At 33.1% G+C, this 23,177-nt stretch carries 26 protein-coding genes; 21 read left to right on the top strand and 5 right to left on the bottom strand.

What is annotated here, in order from left to right:
- Nucleotides 1–16: 16 nt before the first annotated feature.
- From LNP81_RS12515 to LNP81_RS12465, 11 genes are all read left to right on the top strand, one after another.
- Entirely contained in the window at nucleotides 17–1,471 is a 1,455-nt protein-coding gene (locus tag LNP81_RS12515; protein ID WP_230036264.1) for a glutamate synthase subunit beta, read from the top strand.
- A gap of 839 nt (nucleotides 1,472–2,310) precedes the next feature.
- Complete coding sequence (gene lysA, locus LNP81_RS12510) at nucleotides 2,311–3,534, top strand: diaminopimelate decarboxylase (RefSeq protein ID WP_194616396.1); 1,224 nt, start codon at nucleotides 2,311–2,313, stop codon at nucleotides 3,532–3,534.
- Nucleotides 3,535–4,117: 583 nt separating this feature from the next.
- The gene (locus LNP81_RS12505; protein WP_230036263.1) at nucleotides 4,118–4,807 is read left to right on the top strand and encodes a hypothetical protein; all 690 of its coding nucleotides are present in this window, start codon (nucleotides 4,118–4,120) and stop codon (nucleotides 4,805–4,807) included.
- Nucleotides 4,808–5,328: 521 nt separating this feature from the next.
- Entirely contained in the window at nucleotides 5,329–5,778 is a 450-nt protein-coding gene (locus LNP81_RS12500; protein ID WP_230036262.1) for a hypothetical protein, read from the top strand.
- Between the two features lie 548 nt (nucleotides 5,779–6,326).
- A complete protein-coding gene (locus LNP81_RS12495) occupies nucleotides 6,327–6,689 on the top strand; it encodes a hypothetical protein (protein ID WP_230036260.1) in 363 nt (120 codons plus the stop codon).
- Between the two features lie 147 nt (nucleotides 6,690–6,836).
- Nucleotides 6,837–7,226, top strand: a complete 390-nt coding sequence (locus tag LNP81_RS12490) for a VOC family protein (protein WP_230036258.1) — start codon at nucleotides 6,837–6,839, stop codon at nucleotides 7,224–7,226.
- A gap of 61 nt (nucleotides 7,227–7,287) precedes the next feature.
- Entirely contained in the window at nucleotides 7,288–8,373 is a 1,086-nt protein-coding gene (locus tag LNP81_RS12485; protein ID WP_230036256.1) for a DUF6688 domain-containing protein, read from the top strand.
- An 11-nt stretch (nucleotides 8,374–8,384) separates the two neighbouring features.
- Complete coding sequence (locus tag LNP81_RS12480) at nucleotides 8,385–9,104, top strand: PA3715 family protein (RefSeq protein ID WP_230036254.1); 720 nt, start codon at nucleotides 8,385–8,387, stop codon at nucleotides 9,102–9,104.
- The gene (locus tag LNP81_RS12475) at nucleotides 9,085–9,573 is read left to right on the top strand and encodes a DUF2947 family protein (protein WP_230036252.1); all 489 of its coding nucleotides are present in this window, start codon (nucleotides 9,085–9,087) and stop codon (nucleotides 9,571–9,573) included. Before LNP81_RS12480 ends, LNP81_RS12475 begins: the two co-directional genes overlap by 20 nt.
- Nucleotides 9,574–9,584: 11 nt before the next feature.
- Nucleotides 9,585–9,953 (top strand): DUF5071 domain-containing protein, encoded by a 369-nt coding sequence (locus tag LNP81_RS12470; RefSeq protein ID WP_230036250.1) that lies wholly within the window; start codon nucleotides 9,585–9,587, stop codon nucleotides 9,951–9,953.
- Nucleotides 9,954–9,959: 6 nt separating this feature from the next.
- Nucleotides 9,960–10,439 carry a DUF3592 domain-containing protein gene (locus tag LNP81_RS12465; protein WP_230036248.1) on the top strand — a complete coding sequence of 160 codons (480 nt, stop codon included), beginning with the start codon at nucleotides 9,960–9,962 and terminating at the stop codon, nucleotides 10,437–10,439.
- A gap of 11 nt (nucleotides 10,440–10,450) precedes the next feature.
- Here LNP81_RS12465 and LNP81_RS12460 read toward each other — a convergent pair whose 3' ends face one another.
- Nucleotides 10,451–10,771 (bottom strand): nucleoside triphosphate pyrophosphohydrolase family protein, encoded by a 321-nt coding sequence (locus tag LNP81_RS12460; protein ID WP_230036245.1) that lies wholly within the window; start codon nucleotides 10,769–10,771, stop codon nucleotides 10,451–10,453.
- A 532-nt stretch (nucleotides 10,772–11,303) separates the two neighbouring features.
- Between LNP81_RS12460 and LNP81_RS12455 the strand changes: the two genes are divergently transcribed.
- The 10 genes from LNP81_RS12455 to LNP81_RS12410 all read left to right on the top strand — a co-directional run bounded on the left by LNP81_RS12455 (nucleotide 11,304) and on the right by LNP81_RS12410 (nucleotide 18,675).
- Nucleotides 11,304–12,491: a COG3014 family protein gene (locus LNP81_RS12455; RefSeq protein ID WP_230036243.1), complete on the top strand. Its 1,188-nt coding sequence runs from the start codon at nucleotides 11,304–11,306 to the stop codon at nucleotides 12,489–12,491.
- 76 nt (nucleotides 12,492–12,567) lie between these two features.
- Entirely contained in the window at nucleotides 12,568–13,314 is a 747-nt protein-coding gene (locus LNP81_RS12450) for an ankyrin repeat domain-containing protein (protein ID WP_230036241.1), read from the top strand.
- A 39-nt stretch (nucleotides 13,315–13,353) separates the two neighbouring features.
- Nucleotides 13,354–13,899 (top strand): hypothetical protein, encoded by a 546-nt coding sequence (locus LNP81_RS12445; protein WP_230036239.1) that lies wholly within the window; start codon nucleotides 13,354–13,356, stop codon nucleotides 13,897–13,899.
- Nucleotides 13,900–13,923: 24 nt separating this feature from the next.
- The gene (locus tag LNP81_RS12440; RefSeq protein ID WP_230036237.1) at nucleotides 13,924–14,634 is read left to right on the top strand and encodes a M949_RS01915 family surface polysaccharide biosynthesis protein; all 711 of its coding nucleotides are present in this window, start codon (nucleotides 13,924–13,926) and stop codon (nucleotides 14,632–14,634) included.
- A gap of 202 nt (nucleotides 14,635–14,836) precedes the next feature.
- On the top strand, nucleotides 14,837–15,163 hold the full coding sequence (locus LNP81_RS12435; protein WP_065448153.1) for an ArsR/SmtB family transcription factor: 327 nt from the start codon (nucleotides 14,837–14,839) through the stop codon (nucleotides 15,161–15,163).
- Complete coding sequence (locus LNP81_RS12430; RefSeq protein WP_230036235.1) at nucleotides 15,153–15,653, top strand: SRPBCC family protein; 501 nt, start codon at nucleotides 15,153–15,155, stop codon at nucleotides 15,651–15,653. The genes LNP81_RS12435 and LNP81_RS12430 overlap by 11 nt, the downstream gene beginning before the upstream one ends.
- A gap of 50 nt (nucleotides 15,654–15,703) precedes the next feature.
- The gene (locus LNP81_RS12425) at nucleotides 15,704–16,204 is read left to right on the top strand and encodes an SRPBCC family protein (RefSeq protein ID WP_230036233.1); all 501 of its coding nucleotides are present in this window, start codon (nucleotides 15,704–15,706) and stop codon (nucleotides 16,202–16,204) included.
- A gap of 207 nt (nucleotides 16,205–16,411) precedes the next feature.
- Nucleotides 16,412–16,975: an HD domain-containing protein gene (locus tag LNP81_RS12420; protein WP_230036231.1), complete on the top strand. Its 564-nt coding sequence runs from the start codon at nucleotides 16,412–16,414 to the stop codon at nucleotides 16,973–16,975.
- Nucleotides 16,976–17,072: 97 nt separating this feature from the next.
- Nucleotides 17,073–17,945 carry an alpha/beta hydrolase gene (locus LNP81_RS12415; protein ID WP_230036229.1) on the top strand — a complete coding sequence of 291 codons (873 nt, stop codon included), beginning with the start codon at nucleotides 17,073–17,075 and terminating at the stop codon, nucleotides 17,943–17,945.
- Nucleotides 17,946–17,988: 43 nt separating this feature from the next.
- Nucleotides 17,989–18,675 (top strand): GNAT family N-acetyltransferase, encoded by a 687-nt coding sequence (locus LNP81_RS12410; protein WP_230036227.1) that lies wholly within the window; start codon nucleotides 17,989–17,991, stop codon nucleotides 18,673–18,675.
- A gap of 64 nt (nucleotides 18,676–18,739) precedes the next feature.
- Here LNP81_RS12410 and ccsA read toward each other — a convergent pair whose 3' ends face one another.
- The 4 genes from ccsA to nrfH form a co-directional block, all read right to left on the bottom strand.
- Nucleotides 18,740–19,543, bottom strand: a complete 804-nt coding sequence (gene ccsA / locus LNP81_RS12405; protein ID WP_230036225.1) for a cytochrome c biogenesis protein CcsA — start codon at nucleotides 19,541–19,543, stop codon at nucleotides 18,740–18,742.
- Nucleotides 19,544–19,598: 55 nt separating this feature from the next.
- Nucleotides 19,599–20,846, bottom strand: a complete 1,248-nt coding sequence (locus tag LNP81_RS12400) for a cytochrome c biogenesis ResB family protein (RefSeq protein WP_230036222.1) — start codon at nucleotides 20,844–20,846, stop codon at nucleotides 19,599–19,601.
- A 110-nt stretch (nucleotides 20,847–20,956) separates the two neighbouring features.
- A complete protein-coding gene (nrfA, locus tag LNP81_RS12395) occupies nucleotides 20,957–22,423 on the bottom strand; it encodes an ammonia-forming cytochrome c nitrite reductase (protein ID WP_230040906.1) in 1,467 nt (488 codons plus the stop codon).
- A gap of 60 nt (nucleotides 22,424–22,483) precedes the next feature.
- Entirely contained in the window at nucleotides 22,484–23,104 is a 621-nt protein-coding gene (nrfH, locus tag LNP81_RS12390) for a cytochrome c nitrite reductase small subunit (protein WP_230036220.1), read from the bottom strand.
- Between the last annotated feature and the right edge of the window lie 73 nt (nucleotides 23,105–23,177).

Genomic DNA, 23,177 nt, shown 5'->3' with positions numbered 1-23,177 from the left:
TTTTAATTAAAAAGTCATGGGTAAAATAGGCGGATTTAAAGAATATAACAGAGCCGACGAAAGTAATTTAGCAGTAGCAGAACGCGTTTCTAACTATAATGAATTTACAATTCCGTTAGCAAAAGATAAAATAAAAGAACAAGGTTCAAGATGTATGGATTGTGGTATTCCTTTTTGCCACAGTGCTTGTCCGTTAGGGAATTTAATTCCTGACTTCAACGACATGGTACATCAGGAAGAATGGCAGAGCGCATTAAATATTTTGCAGTCAACCAATAACTTTCCTGAATTTACAGGCCGCTTATGCCCTGCTCCATGTGAGAAATCATGTGTATTAGGAATCATCAAAGAACCTGTTGCGATCGAAAACATCGAGAAAAATATCATCGAAAGAGGTTTTGCAGAAGGATGGATCAAACCACAAGCACCAAAAACCAGAACAGGAAAAACGGTTGCCGTTATTGGTTCAGGTCCTGCAGGTTTAGCAGCAGCTCAACAATTAAACAGAGCCGGTCACACGGTAACTGTTTTTGAAAGAGACAACGCCATTGGAGGTTTATTACGTTACGGGATTCCAAACTTCAAATTGGAAAAAGGAATTATCGACAGACGTGTATTAATCCTTGAAGCTGAAGGAATCACCTTTAAAACTAATGTAAACGTTGGGGTAAACTTTAGCGTTGAAGAACTTAATGCTTTTGACTCTATCGTATTATGCGGTGGAGCAACCGAAAGAAGAAGTTTGCCAACTAAAGGAATCGAAAGCAAAGGTGTTGTTCAGGCAATGGATTTCCTTACTCAACAAACTAAAGTTTTATACGGAGAGTCAATTCCGGATCAGGTTAAAGCGACTGGAAAAGATGTAATCGTAATTGGTGGTGGAGATACAGGTTCTGACTGCGTTGGAACATCAAACCGTCACGGTGCAAAATCAGTAACTAACTTTGAGATTTTACCAAAACCTCCGGTTGGAAGAAGCGAATCTACGCCTTGGCCTTTCTGGCCTTTGCAGTTGAAAACTTCGTCTTCTCACGAAGAAGGTTGCGACAGAAACTGGTTAATTAATACTAAGGAATTTTTAGCTAACGAAAAAGGTGAATTAGTTGGATTAAAAACAGTTGAAGTACAATGGAAAATGACTCCGGGTCAGCGTCCTGAATTGATCGAAAAAGAAGGCTCTGAGAAAATCTGGCCTTGCGATTTGGCTTTATTGGCTCTTGGATTTACAGGTCCTGAAAAAACTTTAAGCGAGCAATTGGGTCTTGAAGTTGACATGAGAAGCAACTATAAAGCAAAAAATTATCAAACGAATGTTCCTCATATTTTCACCGCTGGTGATATGCGTCGTGGACAATCATTAATTGTATGGGCTATTTCAGAAGGTCGCGAAGCAGCAAGAGAAGTAGATTTGTTCTTAATGGGCTCTACTAACTTGCCAACCAAAGGAAACGGAGACTTACCGAGTTTATAAACTAAGGTTCTAAGTTGCTAAGATTCTAAGAGACTGAGTTTTTCTCTTATTCTCTTACATTTATGAACTTAAAGATAAGCATCAGGACTTTATTCCGATAAACAACATAACTACTAACAAACCCTTGAATTTATATTCAGGGGTTTTGTTTTTTGCCACAGATTATATGGATTAAATTGATTTTTTGTTTGCCACAAATTTTCAAAAATTTTCATTTTCTGGCTGATTTCTATATTTCAAATATAGCCCGTGGTTTCAACCACGGGAATGCAATATATGATTATGTTCAATCCGTAACGACTCCCGTGGTTTCAACCACGGGCTATGTTTTATGCATTTTGTAGAAATTCAAAATAAAAATTTGTGAGAATTCGTGAAATTCGTGGCAGAAAAAAATAAAAAATCTCTGATAATCTTATAATGTGTGGCAAAAAAACTTATTTCCTTAGTCCCGATAACTATCGGGATAGCAGCTTAGCAAATTTTCTTCAAAAAACCAATTGTTCTAATCTAGCCCCGATAGAGGCGATATCCTCGCAGTGAAACGGAGAGATAAAGCCGAAAGCGGGAACTATGTTTCTTAAAATGCCAATTGTGCTGCTCCAAAAAAATATAAAAATCTGTGGTAAAAACTTTTCATCGAAATAAAAATCTTAGTATCTTAGAACCTCAGCAACTTAGAATCTTTTTTTACTAGGCACGCATTGTAGTTTTATAAAAAATCATTTTAAGTCGATTTTTGTTTAAAAACAAACAATTTGTTACAATTTGTTATTTTTCTACAAAAAATTTGCTGTTAGTCAAAAGTGTAATAACTTTGCTCAAAATAGTTTAAACAAATGCAAGCAAAAGATTTACTGCAGTTAGCAGACCAATTTGGAAGTCCATTATATGTTTATGATGCCGAAAAAATCCAATCACAGTACAATAGGTTAACTAAAGCTTTCTCTAAGGTAGAAAACTTGAGAGTTAATTACGCCATGAAGGCATTGTCGAACGTTGCGATTCTTCAGTTATTAAAGAACATGGGGTCTGGCTTAGATACTGTATCTATTCAGGAAGTTTTATTAGGACTTCATGCTGGCTATGATCCTGACAAAATTTTCTTTACACCGAACGGAGTTTCTCTTGAAGAAATCGAAGAAGTTGCCGCAATGGGTGTACAAATCAATATTGACAACTTATCTATTCTGGAGCAATTCGGAACAAAATATCCACAAATTCCGGTATGTATTCGTATCAATCCACACGTAATGGCGGGAGGAAATGCAAATATTTCGGTAGGACATATCGATAGTAAATTCGGAATCTCTGTTCACCAAATTCCGCATATCTTACGAATTGTAGAGAATACAAAAATGAGCATTGTAGGTATTCACATGCACACAGGATCTGATATCCTTGATATCGAAGTATTCTTGTATGCTGCCGAAATCTTGTTTGATACTGCAAAACACTTCAAAGATCTTGAATTTTTAGATTTCGGAAGCGGATTTAAAGTTCCTTACAAAAAAGACGATATAGAAACTGATATAGAAGAATTAGGTAAAAAATTATCAAAAAGATTTAATGCTTTCTGTACAGAGTATGGCAGAGATTTAACTTTGATTTTCGAACCAGGGAAATTCCTTGTGAGCGAAGCAGGTTTCTTTTTAGCGAAAGTAAACGTAGTAAAACAAACAACTTCGACAGTTTTTGCCGGAATCGATAGTGGTTTCAACCATTTAATCCGTCCTATGTTTTACGGTTCACAACATTATATCGAAAACATCTCGAACCCTAAAGGAAAAGAGCGTTTTTACTCTGTTGTAGGATACATTTGCGAAACAGATACTTTTGCGAACAACCGCAGAATTTCAGAAATTACCGAAGGTGATATCTTAGCGTTCAGAAACGCCGGAGCATATTGTTTCTCTATGGCATCGAACTACAACTCAAGATACAAACCAGCCGAGGTTTTATGGAAAGACGGAAAAGGAATCTTAATTCGTCAACACGAAACATTCGAAGATTTGCTTAAAAATCAAATTCCGTTGCCACAAGAAGTTGCTGCAACAGTTTAAAAATAAAAAAAAAGAGAATATCTATTGAATCCCGTTTCTTAATTGAGGCGGGATTTTTTTATTTTAGATTTTAGATTGCTGATTTTAGATTTTGAACCTGTTGTCAGGCTGAGCGGAGTCGAAGCCCACGCAAAGTTGACCATACCACAAAACAAGTCGCCAGTATAGAACGCGGATGACGCGGATTTGCTTTGCAAAAACACGGATTAAAACGGATTTTTTATGACAATATTCTAGACTCAATTTTGTCAGGCTGAGCGAAGTCGAAGCCTACGCAAAGTAACCATAATGTTTGTCATTCTGAGGAACGAAGAATCTCCGCAAGTAACTCCACAAAATATATCAAATCCAGAGCTAAAAAAAAAAGAAAGAAAAATCTTTAAATTAAATTTCTAACTTTAGCCAAAAATTAAAAATGCAATTACAAGAAGGCTATCACAGTTATTACATATACCCGTGCTATCGTCCCGCTCGTGAACACAAGCCATTCAAAATCTACAAGCATAAAAACTTTATTGGCACGAGCGAGATGCTCGCGCTAGCGATGAGAAACAAAAACTTATGATTATTAACCTTTTATAAGATGAAAAAACTATTTTCAACAATTATAACTACATTATTGTTTGCGACTTGTATTGGGCAAAAAAAGCCAATACCTCAAAAACCAGTTTCGATTACAAAACTAATCTATAAAACAGCTTGTGGAGATTCAGAAATCAAATTTAAGAAAACTGATAGTTGGTATAATAATAAAAATATAGCAACAATCATAAACTATGATTTCAAACATTCTAAAAGTATTGAAGTTATTAAGAAACAATATAGTATGAAAAACGGAGTACTATATTATAAAGACAAAGAAATTGATAGCCTTCAAATTTTTTATCGTTCAAATGAAGAAATTGACTATATCATTTATATAATTAAAGGAAAACCTATGCGCTACACAATAAATGTAAATAACAATCCTGGTCCTAGTATGTATTCTGTTTCATATAATAGTGAAGGAGATATACAGTATAATTTTATTAACCAAAATGTTTTGCTTTTAAAAGGAAATGGTATTTTTAAAAACTATTATTATGGCGAATGGAATAGTAAAAATCAAAAATTTAGTAATGAGATTTTAAAAGAAGAGGGCGAAATAAAAAATAATTTCAAATTGGGAGAATGGAAATATTATAATAAAAACGGATCAATAGACCATATAAAAACATATGAAATGAAAGATTCTGTAGATATTCGCTTTCCACATTGTATTTTCCTCCACTAGACAACTATCGGAGAACATACATTAACAGGATTATAAAATCAGAAAAACAGCAATAATTAATTTGTGCGAAGAATTAGATCTAAGAAAATAAAAACATATTAGGTAAATACTATGAAAATCATAATACGAATATTATTTTTTATTGGGCTTTTTCTTTTCATTGGCAGCTATTTTATTACTCCATATATTATCGATGACGAACCATATATTGTAATTGACAGAGATGGTGTAGCATTCTTAAAGATGTTATATACCATAACTAGTATTATTTTTGGCTATGTCCTTTTTGCATTTCTTAGAATTTTTAAAAATAAAATTTATCTGATTTTTTCTTTTATTTTTCTTTCTTTAAGTTTACTATTTTTAGCTAAAATGTTTTTGTATTTTAATACTTTTTTAGAATAAGGGCACGAGCAAAATTCTCGCGATAGCATTTCCTTCTAAAAATTTATTCCAACATTTTAAAATAAAAAAACTATTTTAGCTTTAGCACAAATCCCCAAACCTAACCCCAAAAACTAATGAAAATTACGATTCCCCTATCGCTATTATTACTGTTATTCACTACTACTATATTCAGCCAAACTATTGCTGATTTAAAACTAAAACAAAAAGAAATCCCTAAAGGTTATACCTTAAATGATGGAAATATTTGCATTACACCTCAAGCCTGCACTTTCTATAATGATATCGAAACTTACAGCAACCTTGTTGGAACCTTAAAGAGTAAATCGATTCAAAGTTTTAAAAATAAAACGGATCGCGGATCTATCATGTATTTTGAATTTGAACACACCTTCAAAGGCGATAGATTTTTGCAAGGATTACTTTGGGGAAAAGAAGGTCAGCCAACAGATGAGCGCCCGGAAGAGTATCTTGCAAAAGGAAAATTTCTCATAATCTGGAGTTTTCGTCCGGACAGTGCTTTAAAGGAGAAATCTGAAGCTAAAATAGAAAAGATTTTGCAATAAATAAGTGTATACACTAATAATCAAAATTGAATGATAATAAAATTTATAACGTTAATTCTATTTAGTTTCTTTTCGCTTTCAATATTTAGTATGAATATGTCCAAATCGTCAAGAGACACAATTCAGAATGAAAAGAAATGTTCAAATGAGAACATAGAACTAAAAACGGAAAGAGTTGAAAAAAAACGAAAATTTGTTTTTTGGAAATTGCGTCATAAAAAGATAATTATTACTGATCGGGTGATTACTAGAGATCAAAAATTAATAGTAAGGACGCGTTCTATTCATATTTGTTCTCTAGATGCTTGCGACACTAGAAAATTTCGACGTATAAAAATTATAAAAAATGAAATATGGATATTTCAATATAACAGAGATCCTGAAAAAGCAATAATAAAACGTTATAATTCTTGTGGAAATTTTTTAAGTAAAGAAAATTGGGACGAAAAAAAGTCATTTGAAGATTATTAAAAAACCGTTTTTTAAATATACCTTAATTACAGCTTCATTTTTAATTCGTAATTTCGCCAAAGCAAAATAAATTTCAAATGAAACCACAAATAAGAATTCTAATTTATTCGATCCTATTTTTTCTATATCTTTCTACAACTTCACCTTTACTTTCGTTAGGAGAATTATTAAAAACAGATCCCTACATTACTTTAGGCTGTGGTTTTGCCGTTTTAAATCTTATTTACGCTTTCTTAGCTCTCAAATGGACACCTTTATTGAATATAATTTGTTCTATCGCAATTGCAGCAGCATCTTTATTTTTAGCGGTACAATTTGCCAATTTGCATTTGTTGGCAAAGTACGATCCATATTTGGTTAAAACAGCAATATTTACAAATGCTGTTTTATCAATATTATTTTGGGAAATTGTGTATCAGGTAAAAAGCAGAAAATCATAAAACATACCAAATGTTAGACGCACTGCTGTACGTCTCTACGATTACATCGCCACATCTCAATCTGCAAAGTTACACTACAGCAGATCTCAGTCCCTATCTTAATTTTAAATTTCATAAATTTATATAGTATTACTTAAAATAAATCTTATGAAAACTAGTAAAATATGGGCCAATTTAGGCGTAGAAGATCTGCAACGAACAACAAAATTTTATAGCGAACTAGGTTTTAAACCCAACGGAACAAATACAGAACTGACAAGTTTTATGTTTGGAGAGGATAATTTTATTATTCATTTTTTTGTAAAAGAGAGATTTAAATGGGCGGTTAATGATGAGGTAGCCGACTTGAAACAAGGAAATGAAATTATATTTTCTCTCTCTGCAGAAAGTGTAGACGAAGTACATCAGTGGTTGTTGGCTGTTAAAAATGCCGGTGGAAGAATTTTTGCTGAGCCTCAGAGTTTTGAAAAAGGTTATTTCTTCGGGTTTTCTGATCCGGATGGTCATAAATTTAATGTTTTATATTGGCCAAAGTAAACGACAAAAACTCTCTGATATCAAAAGAGAAATTTCAAAAACCAAACACCAACACCTTTATATGATTTTTTTTTATGCCTCATTAACTGCTTTAGCAGTAATTACTACTGTTGTTTTAGTTCTTAAAAAAATTAAAAAAGACATTTCGATTTTAGAACTTATTCTGGCTGTTGGTTATGTTTTTTCATTCGTATTTTTTTTTTTTGGATTACTAATGCACGATAATGAATATTATACAGCTATTGATCCTGTCGATGTCGAATGCTATATTCCTTTTGGTGAGAAACACATTCTCACTTTACTATTTTATTTTATTGCTTTCAATATATCAATTGCATTAATATGGTTAAAAGGTAATAAATTGCCTCCTCTGGCTCAGGTTTTGTCTTTTAGTTTTCTTATAATTGGTACAATTATCTCATTTTTAGTTTTTCTGCAAATATCAGAACACAATACCGAAAGTATAGATATGTATGATAAAACAGATCATATCCTTTTTTTCATATTTGCTCCGGTTGTAAGTCTTATTATTTCGACAAGCCTTATAATTCAAACTGTGACAAATACGATGATAGTTGCCAGTCAAAAAACATATTCTAATAAATTTTTGAATAGATTAAATCAGTTTTTTGCTAAAAAAAGCAATCTGCCACTTTGGAGTATTATTTTGATAATTCCGTTATTATTATTGGTAACCATTGTTCTTATTTTGTTTGGTCAGGATTCTAATTCGCTTATAAAAGTATTTACAGAAACAACTACCTGGAGGTTTTCGCAACAAATGCATCCGCCCATCCTTGATCATAAAGGACATTATTTATGTACGGTTGCAGCATCAGGAGATCCTGAAATTGTAAAACCGCTAAGATTTGGAAAAAGAAACGGTAATACCATAATTGTCAATCGGCAATTGCTTATTGCAAATGCATTCGAGGAAATGATTCAGGATTTCTCTCCAAAATTGCATCGTTTTATACGTGGCAATTATGATAAATACGGGTATAATTTATCGCTAAAAATCAATACAAACCGAATGTCTAATTTGACCTATTTATTAATGAAACCTCTAGAATGGGTATTTTTACTTTGCCTTTATTTATTTTGCGAAAAACCCGAGGAAAGAATTGGCAGACAATACAAGTTTTAAAATAAATTCTAATGAAAAAAATACTACTTGCTTTAATGCTTTGCTTTCAGTTTTCGTTTTCTCAAAATACAGATCACTTAAATACTGTTTTAAAACAGCTCAATATTAAAAAAAGTGAAGTACATCAGGAATTTTTTACTCAAAAAATCTTACCGTATGACAAGGGTAAGAGTGTTTTGGTTATTCCTAAATATGATATTAATGAACAAGATAATGAAGGCCATGATTATTTTGTGTTGGATGCCTATATCGTTGTGATCGATAATGCAACAGGTAAAATAATCTGCAAATTTATCGAACCCAATGCCTGGACATCTGATGCATTAATGTTAAGCAGTATTTCGATTGATACCGGATTATATCACCTTAATAAAACTACAAGAGCCTTTGGAGTTAGGGTGTCTTATAACGGCAGCAGCAGGCCTAATCCTTTTAGTGAAACTCACTTATCATTGTACATTATAAACAAAAATTCTTTGAAGCCAGTGCTCAACAATTATTCTATTTCGCGATCTGGCGGAGAATGGGATACCAATTGTGCAGGAGAATTTGAGGATCGTAATTCGACTTTTGATATAGACAAAACGCAAACCAATAATTACAACAATATCATAGTGAAGACCACAACTATAAAAAGCATCAGCACTCCTACAAATGATGATTGTGTCTCTAAGGAAACGACTAAAAAATCGACATCAAAATTAATTTTTAATGGAAAAGATTATAAATAAATATGAGGCTCTGGAAAAATTCTATTATTTTGAAAATGATTATTGTGAACCTCAATTAACCGATGTTGATAAACCTGAAATAAAGGCTTTGACTGATGATTATTGTGCTGCACTTTGGACTGAATATGTTTCGGAAAATAAAAGACATTTGATGCTTATCAATCATCCTGAAGAATTGAAAATAAAAAATGAGATTAAAAAGGAATATAACTGGCAAAACGATTGGAATGAATCTAATATTGACGCATTCGACAAAAATTTAAAAAATCTTATTGATTGGGAAGATGATGATTCGGTTATCTTTTTTTGGAACAAAACTTCGGGAATAGAATCTAAATGGGCTTTGATTTGCAAATACTGGATTTCATTTTTATATGAAGATGAAGCCAATATTATTATCAATCCTAAAAGCAGGAAAGCCATTATTTTAAGCACAAACGGAAACTTGTCTATTGCTTATCGATTATAAATGAACCTTTTATGGATATTAAAAGCTTGATACCAAAAGATAAATTTGATCTTGAAACTGTTGAAAAACTAAAACAGCATTCTTTTGGAGATATCGAACCAATTATTCCGGATTTATTAGAATGGCTGCAAGATATGAACTGGCCAGTTGGCCAACCCATTGCTGCATTTTTACTTCCGTTCTCTGAAAAAATTGCTCCTGAAACAGTAAAAATATTAAAAGGCAAAGACGAAATGTGGAAGTATTGGATTCTTGTTACTTTTGGAAAAAACATCAAAAATAAATGGGTCGTTCAGGAGATTACTCGAATTGCCGAAAATCCAACGCAGGATGAAATAGATCATGAACTTAATGTGATTGCACACGAAATAAATCAATAATTTAATATGGAAACTGCATCATTAATCTGGAAATCGGCTTGGGATATTTTACTTGTTCTTATAGGTTTGATATTAATGTTTATGGGTATTAAAGTATATATCAAACAACAAAGAATTATAAAAACCGGAATAAAAACAATTGCAACCGTTATAGGTTTTAGCAATGAAAAGTCATTAGCAGAAAATGAAGCACCTGTTAAAATACCACTTTTTATATTTTATGACACCTCAAGGAATCAGATAAGTGTAAAAGGAAAAAGCAATTCAATTTGTACTATACACGAAACAACACCTATTTACTACAATCCGGCAAAACCCGAAACTGAATATTATTTGCCAAAGAAAGATTTTTTAGTAAAATTTTTGTTCTTTTTTGTTGGTTTGTTTTTCCTAAGTTTAGGTATCTATTATTTACGTACACACAATATTGTATTCGATAACTTTTATATTGGAATCGAAGAAAAATTATCATCAATTATTTCCTAAAAGATACCTTGCTACTCATCAGCATTTAATGTTAGATACGAAAACCATTTATCTTCCATAGACTTCTCTATATCAATATCGTGATAATTTGCGAATAATAAAATCTGCCCCAGAATGTCAGCTACTTCATTCGACATATTTTGCTTTAATTCTTCTGGTGTTAGATTTCTTTTCCTTCCTCTAAGCGTATAGGAAAGATAATTCTGTGTCAATTCTCCAACTTCTTCATGTAATTTTAAAATATACCAATCTGCATCTCTTTTAATATCACAGTTTTTTTCATACTGATCAGATACCATTACTACTTTCTTTGTTATTATTTTTAAATCCATTAGATTTTGTTTGTTTTAAATTATTTAATTGATTGCCTGTTTATCTGTTTTTTTCTGCTGTTACAAACGAAAAAACAAAGTCTTCAAAGATAAGAATCATATTTGCTTTTTGTAAATAAAGTTTTACAGAAAAAAAATACTATTTATTAAATACATCTTATTTAATCTTAAGAATTCATAAGTACTAAGAACCTCTTTTGAAAGCACTGAATCTTAATCAAGGATAAAACACACATTGCTTCATCTCTGCAAAAAAAAATCAAAATTGGATTCATGAGATTGTTTTGTATTAAGGAAAAAAGTTCTTACTCGCATAAACAATACAGTTCATCTTAAGAGAACAAAAATTCTAAACTAGCCCCGATAGAGCCGATATCCTCTCCTCCAGATGGCTATCGGGAGGAGAGATAAAGGTGAAAGCGGGACAGGTGATTCTTATGAAAAATGAAATTTATGCTCCTGAAAATAAATCAAAAAAAGGCATAGTTGTTGAATGTTAAAAAAGATATATTTACACCTTCAAAAAAATACTATGAAAAAAATTACTTTACTGTTTTCTATATTATTTTTAGCACTTTCGTCATGTGGTGTAAAAACCACCCAATCGTTGCTAAGCGACGGAAATTATGACGCTGCAATAGACCGCGCCGTAGAGGCATTGAGAACCAAAAAAGATTCAAAAGGGAAACAAGATTATGTGTTTTTGCTCGAAGAGGCTTTTGCAAAAGCAAAGGACAGGGATTTACGCAATCTTGATTTGATGATAAAAGAAGCTACTCCAGCCAATGCAGAACGAGTTTATAATACGTATTTGCAATTGAATAATCGTCAGGAAAAAATTAGGCCTTTACTGCCGTTGCCTTTACTAAAACAGGGTAAAAATGCTTCGTTTGTATTTGATAATTATTCGGATCAGATTGTGAGCAGTAAAATTGCGCTTTCTAAGTACTTATATGAGAATGCTTCGGCACTTTTAAAATCAAAAAACAAACTGGATTTTAGAAAAGCATATGATGATTTTTTCTATTTGGAAAGTCTGAGTCCAAATTATAAAAACACCAAAAAATTGATGGAAGATGCACAGTTTAAAGGGACTGATTTTGTGGATGTTTATGCCAAAAATGAAACCAATATGGTAATTCCGAAAGTACTTCAGGATGATTTACTGGATTTTAAAACCTACGGATTAAATGATAAGTGGACAGTTTATCATAACCTGAGACAAAAAAATGTTACGTACGATTATAGTTTGGTGATCAATTTTAGACAAATTAATATTTCGCCGGAACAAATTAAGGAGAAAGAATTTATTAAAGAAAGACAGGTAAAAGATGGTGTAAAAACACTATTGGACAGCAGAGGAAGACCTGTAAAGGATAGTTTGGGCAAGGAAATAAAAGTCGATAACTACAGAACGCTTCGTGCAAATGTATATGAATTCAGACAATTTAAATCCTGTCAGGTAACGGCTCAAATAGATTATGTTGATGTGAAAACGAATCAGTTACTACAATCATTTCCGATAACTAGCGAATTTATTTTTGAGAATATTTATTCTACTTATAAAGGAGACAGAAGCGCCTGCGAGGAGAATTATATGTCGTATTTTAATAAGCGCGCTGTGCCTTTCCCTAATAATGAACAAATGGTTTTTGATACGGGAGAAGACTTAAAGGCGAGACTTAAAAATATAATTGTCAGTAATAAATTTAGGGGATAAGTCACATTCTTATGTATTTCAATATGGATTTTAAAATATTTTCGGCATCCTAAAAAATGAAAAAATAACCTTAGTTATGAAAAAAATAAAACTGATTGTTTTAACTCTCCTGGCCCTTTCTTTGAGTAGCTGTTTTTCAGAATCAAAACAAGTCGTTCCTTCACCAGAAGTTGTGGATGAATTTTATGATGCTGTTTTTGCAAATAATACTCAAAAAGCACTTAAAATGATTGGTACAAAATTCCCTGCCAATTATGAACCAAAGAATAAAATTGCGCCTCTGCAGGCTGCCATCTGGCAAAATAATCTCGCGGTGGTTAAGGCTCTTGTAGAAGGCGGAGCGGTAATTAACAAACCTAAAAGCGACGAATCGTATGTTGAAACTGCGGCTGATAAAGGAACTTTGGAAATATTAAAATATCTAATACAAAAAGGAGGAAATATAAACAACTCTGATGCTTTCAACACTGCTGGTTTTGGTAATTTTTACGACTGTGCAAAACTGCTTTTATTAAAAGGTGCCAATCAGGAAAAAGGAGATATTCGAGGGAAATTTCATGTATTTGAAGAAGCTGTAAGAAGATCTGATTATGAGGTTTTGAATGCTTTAAAATTCAATAAAGGCGATATAGACGGAGAAACTGCATTGATAATTGCTGTAAAAAAGAATAATCCGGAGATGGTGAAATACCTTTTGAAAAAAGGTGCAGATAAAAACAAACCTGAAACTTTTGATGCCGGAGATGATATTTCGTACGGAGAAAAGCCAATTCAAATTGCTACAAAAATGAAATTTACAGAGATTGTTAAAGAATTGAAATAAATTTTTAAAATATTATGCTATTCAAAAAAGAAGCAAATTATGAAAATTAGAATTCTGGTAATTATTACGCTTGTTTTCATTTCGTGCAAGAAAGAAGAGAAACAACAAACAGAAATAAAAACTGTAAAAACCGACAGTATAAAAAAGCCAGTTGAAAATACAAACAATGCCGACACTATTCTTATTTCGACAAAGCATAAAGTAAATAAAATTGTCTGTGATCTTGACGGCGACAATCTTGACGAAACTGTCGAAATTGTACGAAGCACAAAAAGCGGAAAAAGCGGTTTGAGAATAACATTTGGCAACGGAAATAAGACGGATTATTTAGGGCTAGGAAATAATGTTTTGAGTCAGGGTTTTGATGAAATTGACTGGGCAGGAATATTCGAAAAAGCACCTAAAAATGAGGTTTACTGGAATAATGTAAATGACGATGGCGAAATAATGGGCGATGAAGAAATCAAGGAAGAAGATAAGATAAAACTCCTGAATGACGGAATACTTATTCATGCCGAAGAAAGCTGCGGCGGTGGCGTAATTTATTTGAAAGACGGTAAATACGAATGGATTCAGCAGGAATAAATCATTTCTTTTAAACACTTTTCTATGAAAAATATTGCCTTTTTATGCCTGTTACTTATTACTTTTTCAAGCTGTAAATCAGATAAAAAAGAGTCCCGAGAAGAAGTTGAAACCTCAGCATTAACAGAGGAAAAAGAATATTCTTTAGTTGTAAACAAAATCGATTCTACTCAGTTTCCGGGTTCCATAAAATACGAAGGTTTTATAAAAAGTGCCGTTCGCTGGAAAGATAAATCCGGAGATAATATTGTCATTACAACTGAAACCGGCATATATCATAATGAGCAACTGAAACATGAATTTGAAGATGGTAGTGATGCTGAATTATATGCCTATCACTTTATACTTTCAAATAATGTAGCAACTCAAACCTGGAGAGTGAAGGATTTTATTGTCGATTGTCCCGTTGATATTACTGCTTCTTTTGTTAAAAATACTTTTAAAATCACCGACTTAAATAAAAACGGAATTGCCGAAGTATGGCTTATGTATAAAACCGTTTGCCATGGTGATGTGAGTCCGTCTAACATGAAAATAATCATGTACGAGGGAAATAATAAATATGCCATGCGCGGAGAAAATAAGGTTCAGGTTGGAAGTGATGTAAATGATAAAGCATCTTTTATTGGCGGTGAATATAAATTGGATGCCAATTTTAAAAATGGCCCAAAAGTATTCAGGGAATATGCTCAAAATTTGTGGCAGGAAAATATAATCGAAAAATGGGATAACTAAAATTGTGTTAATCCTTCTCCATAAAATCCAGAGCCATTAACTGCTTTTTAGACAAAACTTAATACAATTTAAGACGTACAAATAGTGCATCTTTTTTTTTGTTTGCATAAATCCGTTTTAAAAATAATTGCAAAATATTTTTGAGAAACCAAACGGTTGCGTATATTTGCAACTAATTGGTTGCTTATTTAAATAAATAAAAATGAAACGAGATATTTTTCAGGCTATTGCTGATCCAACCCGCAGGGCTATTTTAGTATTGGTGGCTACAAATGCACTAACACCCAACGCGATTGCAGAGCAATTTAATACCACAAGACAGGCCGTTTCTAAACACATCAAAATCCTTAATGAATGCGACTTATTAGCCGAAAAAAAAATAGGCCGTGAGATATATTATCAACTCAAAATTGACAAAATGAAAGAAGTTGACAAATGGCTGGAGCAGTTTAAAGCAATTTGGGAAAATCGTTTCAGTCAGCTTGATCAGGTATTAATGAATTTAAAATCTAAAGAAAATGAAATCTAATCTCTTAATGAATTTTGCTGTGAACAAAGAAACCATCACGGTAAATATAACACGTGAGTTCAAGGCATCCCTTTCTCATGTTTGGTCAGCATGGACAGAAGCTGAAATTTTAGATCAATGGTGGGCTCCTGCCCCATTTACATCTAAAACAAAACACATGGATTTTACAGAAGGCGGACATAGATTATACGCCATGGTAGGAACTGAAAATCAGGAACGATGGGGACGTATTGATTATACCGCGATTTCTCCAAAAACCAATTTTAAATATTCCGCTACTTTTTGCGATGCCGAAGGTAATCCGGATTCAACTTTTGGAAGTTCGTATTGGGATATCAATTTCTCTGAACAAGGAGATTCTGTAATTGTTGATATTGAAATTAAACGCAATAGCTTATCTGATTTAGAAAAAATAATCGAAATGGGCTTTAAAGAAGGCTTTACAAGCACTATGGAAACTTTGGATAAAATCCTTGAAGCACAAAAGTAAACAGTGCAATAAGCCAGATAAAATAATAATGAATTTAAAATCTTAAGAAAATGAAATCTAACTTATTAATGAATTTTACTGTAAACAAAGAAACCAGTACGGTAAATGTAAAACGTGAGTTCAATGCATCACTTGCCAATGTTTGGTCAGCTTGGACAGAAGCTGAAATTTTAGATCAATGGTGGGCTCCTGCCCCTTGGAAATCTAAAACAAAAAGAATGGAATTTAAAGAAGGCGGACAAAGACTTTACGCAATGGTTGGGCCTCAAGGCGAAGAACATTGGGCTTTGGCTGATTTTACTTCGATAACTCCAAAGACAAATTTTAAATATCTGGATGCTTTTTGCGATAACGAAGGTAATTTAAACAATGATTTTCCGCGTTCTGATTGGGATGTCAATTTTTCAGAACAAGGCGATACTACTTTTGTAGACATTGCTATTAAACACGAAAAACTATCCGATTTAGAAAAGATTATCGAAATGGGATTCAAAGAAGGATTCACCATTGCTATGGAAGGCCTGGACAAAATTTTTGCTTCGAAAGCTTAATCATTTTATTTTGTACTTACGAAATCCTGTTTCGATTGAAACGGGATTTTTTTATTCCGGTTATTAAAGATGTGTTCTGATTAAATCCCTGTAAAATCAATCATTTTAGATAATCCTAAATTTAATTTGTATTTTCGTATAGCAGAAATATTCTATCAAACTGCGAGGCTTGCAAACTGCAAAGTATTTACCCTTTGAAAAAATAATATGATCAACATACAAACGCTTTATCAAAAAGCAATAAAATTTGCCGCAAAAAAACACGCAGATATCAATCAATTAATTCCTGGAACAAACTTACCATACGTTGTTCATTTAAGTAATGTAGCAATGGAAATATTGGTTGCTTCACAAAACACAAAAGAGTTTAATGCTGAGTTTGCCGTTCAGGTGGCTTTACTTCATGATATTTTAGAAGATACAAATACCACATTTGAGGAACTTTCTCAAGAATTTAGTACAGAAATTGCTAAGGCTGTTTTAGCATTGACAAAGAATGCAGAAATTCCAAAAGAAAGCAGAATGACCGACAGCTTAGATCGTATCAAACAACTACCAAAAGAAGTTTGGGCTGTAAAACTGGCGGACAGAATAACAAATCTACAAACTCCACCTCAACTTTGGGGAATAGAAAAAATTAGTGCATATCAAAAAGAAGCAATTCAGATAGCTGATGCTTTAAAAGGCAGTAACGATTTTTTAGAAAAAAGGCTTCAGGAAAAAATTGTTGATTATTTAGAATACTGTATCACGTCTCATAACCAGAATTAGACAATCCATATAAAACACTAACACAGAGAAGCTGTTAATTTACTACAATACATTAAACCTATTATGAGAAATCATACTAGACATAAAATACCACAAAATGAATAAAATTATTGCCCTTGCTTTTTTTCTTTTTACCTCCACAATTTTATCTAGTCAAACGAATGAATCTAAATCAACAGATACCAGTAAACCTTTTGTATTAGGTGTTATAGACGAAATACAATCGAAAGAACTGGGCGAAAAAAGAATTCTGAATATTTATCTTCCTGAAGGTTATAAAGCTGATGACTCAACTAAATATCCTGTAATTTATTTACTAGACGGTTCGGCCGATGAAGATTTTATTCATATCGCTGGTTTGGTACAATTTAATAGTTTTGAATGGGTAAATCAGGTTCCGAAATCAATTGTGGTGGGAATTGCAACGATTGACAGAAGGAGAGATTTTACTTTCCCGACAACTATAGAAAAAGATCAAAAACGTTTTGCAACTTCCGGACATTCAGATAAATTTATTGCTTTTATCGAAAAAGAATTACAGCCATTTATTGATAAAAAATATAAAACAAATGATTCTAAGACCATTATAGGACAATCGTTAGGAGGGTTATTAGAAACTGAAATTTTATTAAAGAAGCCGACACTTTTTAATAAATACGTTATTGTAAGCCCAAGTATTTGGTGGAATAATGGTTCTATTCTAAATCAGGATAGTGTTATTTTTCAGGAAAATTTTAATCAAAAAACTGAGGTTTATGTCGCTGTTGGTAAAGAAGGCCTTACTCCTACCGAAATCCCGAGAGTGATGGAAATAGATGCTAATTTACTTGCCGAGAAAATCAAGGCATCAAAAAGTAAAAACATAAAAGTTTATTTTGATTATTTCCCGCAGGAAAATCATGCTACTATTTTACATCCCGCAGTTGCAAGTTCTTTCAAATTCTTTTATCAAATAAAAGAAAAAGAGTAATTTAAAGTATTTTAAAGATTTATCGAAGACAAAATTTACAATAATGAAAAGCATACAAGAAAATAAACTAGACAATCCGGTTTGGAATTCACTTTCAGAAACTCATAGAGGATTTGTTTTAGATTATGGAAACACTAAATTTTACAATCCGGATTATTGTCCTTTTGGAGGTTTTATAAATTCTGAAAGTACTTTAGAAGCATCAAATCAATATTCAGTAGCAACAGAAAATTTCTTTATTGTTGGAGAAAAACCTGAAATATCAAATTCATTAAAAATTGTAAAAGAATTAATTTGCCTGCAAATGATTGTTTACAACAAAATCGAACTATCAATAACGGATAAAATTGTAAAACTTACTGAAGAACATAATGAAGAATTGGTTCAGTTGGTCAATTTAGTTCAGCCCGGATATTTTAAAAACAAAACAGCTGCATTAGGCAATTATTACGGAATTTTTAAAGAAAATCAATTGGTTGCGATAACAGGCGAACGCATGAAAATGAATGACTTTACTGAAGTTAGCGCTATTATTACCCATCCTGACCATACCGGAAAAGGCTACGCAAAACAATTAATTGCCCATTGTGTGAATAACATTTTTAATGAAAATAAAACTCCTTATTTACACGTTGTAGAAAGCAATATTGGAGCAATTGGGCTATATGAAAAACTAGGTTTTGTAACCAGAAGAAAAATGAGTTTTTGGAATATTGCTAAAAATCAATAGAAAGATAGAATTAATAAAAAAGAAGCAGAAACTTATGGTATAAATTTCTGCTCCTTTTTTTAGTTTACCCATTTGTGTAAGTGTGAACACTTTGTGCCGAAGATGGCATATAATTCACCCCAAACCAGCAAAGCAACAATATAACAAACGCCAGCGCCAAAGTTATCAAAACTGGTTTAACACTATCCGGATAACGGTAGTGCATGTGTATATAAATTAAATATCCTAACCAGGTAAGCATCGCCCAGGTTTCTTTTGGATCCCAGGTCCAATAATGTCCCCAGGCTTCTTTTGCCCATAAAGCCCCAAACAATAAACCTAACGAAAGAAAACCAAAACCTACATAGACTAAATTATTGGCCAACTGAAGTATGTTGTTTTTATACTTGCCTCTGTAATATTCGAATAATCCGTAACACGCCACAATTGATGAAGCAGCGAGTAAGGCATACGAAAATATGTAGACTAAAACATGAGGTACAAACCAAACACTTTGTAAGGCCGGCATTAAGGCTTTATTGTACGTATCCGGATTAAAATAATTGATGGTTAAAAATACGGTTGCCATTACTAAGCTATAATTGAGCAGCCATTTATATTGCCACCTGATGTAAGTTATTATTCCAATAACAGGTAAAAAAACAGCATACCAAAGTCTCGTTTCACCCAGAGTACGCATTGGCGGACGTCCTAAATTTTGCCATAGGTTATACGTAAACACCACCATAGACAAACCTCCCAATGCTGCAAAAAGCAGAATAGGTAACATTTTATTGCGCTTCAGTTTTACAACCTGAAGTAGCATGCAAATTAGCCAGCAAATAATGGCGAAAAAAGCATAATTAGAAAAATAGATCCAGTAATTCATTTAAAAAATCTTTATTTATATATAATTCAAACATTAATTCATACTCATAATTGAGTTAAATCACAGTTCCTCTTCCTTTAAATATCAAGTAAGCTGCTCCAATAATCATCATAAAAATACCGGAATAGACTACGGGTAACCATGGATCACGTACCAATTCTACAACACTTAATTTGGACCATTTCCCAAATTTCTCATCATAACTTAACTGGTATACTTTCCATCCTCCAACTTTATAAGGTTTATTGACTTCGATTACAGTTTTATCGTTTTTATCATCTTTTACATATACATTTACATGTGAACTGTATTTTTTTGCTTCAGGCTGCAACATTACAATGGCCTCTTTATCATTCAACTGTAAATAAGAATATTCGGTTGCAAAACTTCCGCAACTAATCCACGCTGTAGTATCTATTGTTGCAGACTTTACTTCGACCAGAGCTGCCGGAGTTGCGCCTTCTTCATTAACGGGAAAATAGCCGTTTCCTGTAAACTTGCTATCTTCGATATAATTAACAATCTTAATTTTATAGCCTTTATAATCATAACTGTCGCCTTTGCTAATCATTCGCAACGCGTTGACTCCTTTTGTTTCAATACTATTGTTTGTGATGTCAGCTAATGCTAGTTTTGGAGTAAAGGTTTCCATATCAAAACTGGTAAGCTCAAAAGCAATTGGCATTGGTACCATGACGCCTTCTTCATTTTCGGCACCCCAAACCAACTGATTTTCATACAATTTCATTGTGTATCGCTGTAAATCTCCGCTTCCCAAAATACCGGCAGTCATTGCGATAAAAAGACCTAAATGATTTAGTATAAATCCCCAGTTTTTCCATTGCCAGGGTGTCATTCTATTAAGAGTTGCAAGCCCAAGGGTAGTAAGAAAATATAGTTGTGCTATTATAAATGGCCAGCTCGTTAGTACAAAAGAAAAACCAAACAAATCCGGCTTTACGCCCTCAACAAAATTTTGCTGAGGAAGTGTTCCCATAATAACGGCCTGTATTAAAACTAAAACAATAGCACTCACTGATGCAGGTACAGATCTTAGCCATTTTACCCAAGGATGCGTTCTACTTGTAAAATGCAGTAAAAGCAACATTATTATAAACAAAGCACCAATTATATAATTTATGGGTGCACTTACCGCTTTTATACTTGTTCTTGTAGTAATCTGTAATAAGTATCCTGTTACCAGTAATCCGGCAGCAATTATAAATGATTCTTTATAATCCCACGGAAATTGCCAAAGTTTCTTTTTAGCAATTTTCTGATCTTCTAAATTAACTATTCTCATTCTTATTTTGAATTTGAAACATTTAACTTGAAAAAGGGTTTCATACAATTTATCAAAATTTGTATGAACCCTCTTCAATATATTTTATATTTATTTGCTGAATACAGCAATTACTTTTTCTTTGCCTGCTCCAGCCATTGCGGCAAAAGTGTTTTTTTGAATTCAGCTTTATTAGCTCTTTCTTTAGCCATATCCAGACCAATAAATTGCTGTGCTTTTGCTTTGGTCGAAATATCAGGATATTGTATTGGTCCTGTTTGTCCTAAAGAAGCTAATACTTTACCCAAAGCAATTCTTGCCTCTGCTGCTTTGTTCAAACCATTGGTAATTACTCTTGCAGTTTCTAACGGAGCGTGGAATGATCCTCCGTGTGATGCTGCAGTAAAATCCCAACGCCATTGAGACTGACGAATTAATTGCAGAATATTTTTCATCTGAGCTTCTGTAGCTCCTTTATCCCAGGCTAATTTTGCTTCAATATGTGCTTTTACTAATTGATCTTCAAGCTCAATACGTATTTGATAAATTTTATCCTGGCGCTCGGTTACGTTTGCTACCAATGTTTTTTCTTCTTCACGGTGACAAACCTGACAAGAATTTGCGACGTTATTAAGAGGCGATTGTATTTTATGATCTGTAAATTTTTGTCCGCCTTCGCTTTTATATGGCATATGACAATCTGCACAAGAAACACCTCTTTGTCCGTGAATACCCATTTGATGAATTTCGTAATCAGGATGTTGTGCTTTTAGAATTGGCGCCTTACTTAAAGCATGTGTAAAGTCTGAAAACTCAATACCATCATAGTATTTTTCCATATCTTCTACCCCCATACCATTCTTCCAAGGGAATTTTACTTTAACAGCACCTTCTACAGATTTTTTATCAAAGTAATACTCAACGTGACATTGTGCACAAACTAATGAACGCATTTCGTTGTGAGTCGCTTTTGTAATATCTTTTCCTTGTTCTTTAAATGCTTCAATTAACGCCGGACGCGTAATTTTCAGGTTCATTGTTTTAGAATCGTGACAATCTGCACATCCAATAGGGTTTACAATTTCTGGCCCAAGAGCAGCCCAAGTTTGTTTGTAGAACTCATCGATACCTAATTTATCCATCATACGTGGTACATCCGGTGATTTACATACCCAACAGCTGGCAGGTTGTGGTCCGTCCTGAGGTCCTTTTGGAGCTCCTGTTCTTAAAGTATTGTAAATATCTTCCAGCGCATAAAAATGCCCTCTTCCCTGATTGTAATCTTTAGAGAAAGCATATCCTGCCCAGAGCACCACCATGCGCGGATCTTCATGCAACATGTCTTTCATTTTTCCACCTCCGTATTTACTTGAAAAAGTAGTATCTGCCGTTTCAATATAGGTTTGATATTCACGAGGATAATTGGCTCCCCAAACTTCATTTTTAGATTCGAATTCACCAACAGGAGCCAATACTCTATTTACAAATAAAGCTTCTGTGCGGCGTTCCATTACACTATTTACCAGTAATCCCAGCATAAATACAACTAGCATTGTAACGCCAAACATTACCCATCCTAACCATGGTTTGCGTTTTATAGTTTCTTTTAGTGGTGCCATAATTATATCTGTATTTAATTAATTTTTTAGTTTGTATTTTTATTTAGTTTGTTTTGTTTCTTTCTTTTTTTCAGTTGCGGTACTATCGGTTTGTTTTTGCAGCCACTCAGGAACTGGAGATTGTAATAAAGGAACTCTCGCATTAGGTACTGAGGAAAGGCTATTTACTTTTCCGTGCGGAACTTCGCGGTGACAATCCCAGCATAATTTTCCTTCGCCATGACTTTTACTTTCAAGTGTCACTCCTGTTGTCTTTACATTGGCATTAAGATCTCCGTGACAGCGCTGACAGTTTTTTTGAACCACATCTGTTCCTGCTTCCTTAATATGAATAACTTGTGGTTCTGCACGCCATGTAAATACTGTTGCGTGGTAGATACCATCTTTAGCTTTAAAAAAATATTTATTAAAAACATTGTTATGAGGTACATGGCAATCATTACAAGTGGTCACACGTCCGTGCGAGCTATGTTGCCAGGTGGCATAAAAAGGAGTCATTACATGGCAGTTCACACATGTTTTAGGATCATCTGAGAGATAAGACACTGCATTGGACACATATAATAAATAAGCAAATAATCCTGTTCCTACTCCAACTGCCACTATAACAAAGGGTACCCATTTACGTGGAGGCAATAAATAATTTAAAATCTTGATCATAATAATTTCCCTTAATTTTACGATCAAAATTACATGAGGAATTCCTACAATTAAATGATATTTATCAGATTAT

The sequence above is a fragment of the Flavobacterium piscisymbiosum genome (assembly GCF_020905295.1).
Lineage (GTDB): Bacteria > Bacteroidota > Bacteroidia > Flavobacteriales > Flavobacteriaceae > Flavobacterium > Flavobacterium piscisymbiosum.
The sequence above is the reverse complement of the archived record's forward strand: the minus strand, read 5'-3'. Positions and strand labels throughout refer to the sequence as shown.